We start from the raw sequence: 401 nt of genomic DNA on the forward strand, positions 1-401 counted from the left end.
GTGGCTCCTACTGTTAAAATGCCTTCAGCAAACCCCGAATAGTCCTGACCAATCAGAGTCCACTCGCCACCGGAAACTATCGCGGTATAATTTTCTGACTTGCCATCAACATCGGTAATGGTGATTGACACTGTTTGGCCATCTTCAACATTAGTAACCGTTCCGACCAAAGCGCCATTACTCACTTCGGCCGAGTTGTAATATTCATCACCAAAACCATCAAAATCCACACTGATATCCGCCAACGTATCTTTGACGATGGTATCGCTAGAAGTAGCTGGATTACCTGCAACGTCCGTAACGGTGGCTTCTACTGTTAAAATGCCTTCAGCAAACCCCGAATAGTCCTGACCAATCAGAGTCCACTCGCCACCGGAAACTATCGCGGTATAATTTTCTGA

The 401-nt window shown here is 46.4% G+C and carries 1 protein-coding gene; it reads right to left on the reverse strand.

The genetic code is table 11. From position 1 onward, the window contains the following. Window positions 1–401: hypothetical protein (locus AB4323_RS23915; RefSeq protein ID WP_372153501.1), on the reverse strand; the 401-nt coding region annotated here is incomplete at both ends.

The sequence above is a fragment of the Vibrio sp. 10N.261.52.C11 genome (genome assembly GCF_041471405.1).
GTDB lineage: Bacteria > Pseudomonadota > Gammaproteobacteria > Enterobacterales > Vibrionaceae > Vibrio > Vibrio crassostreae_C.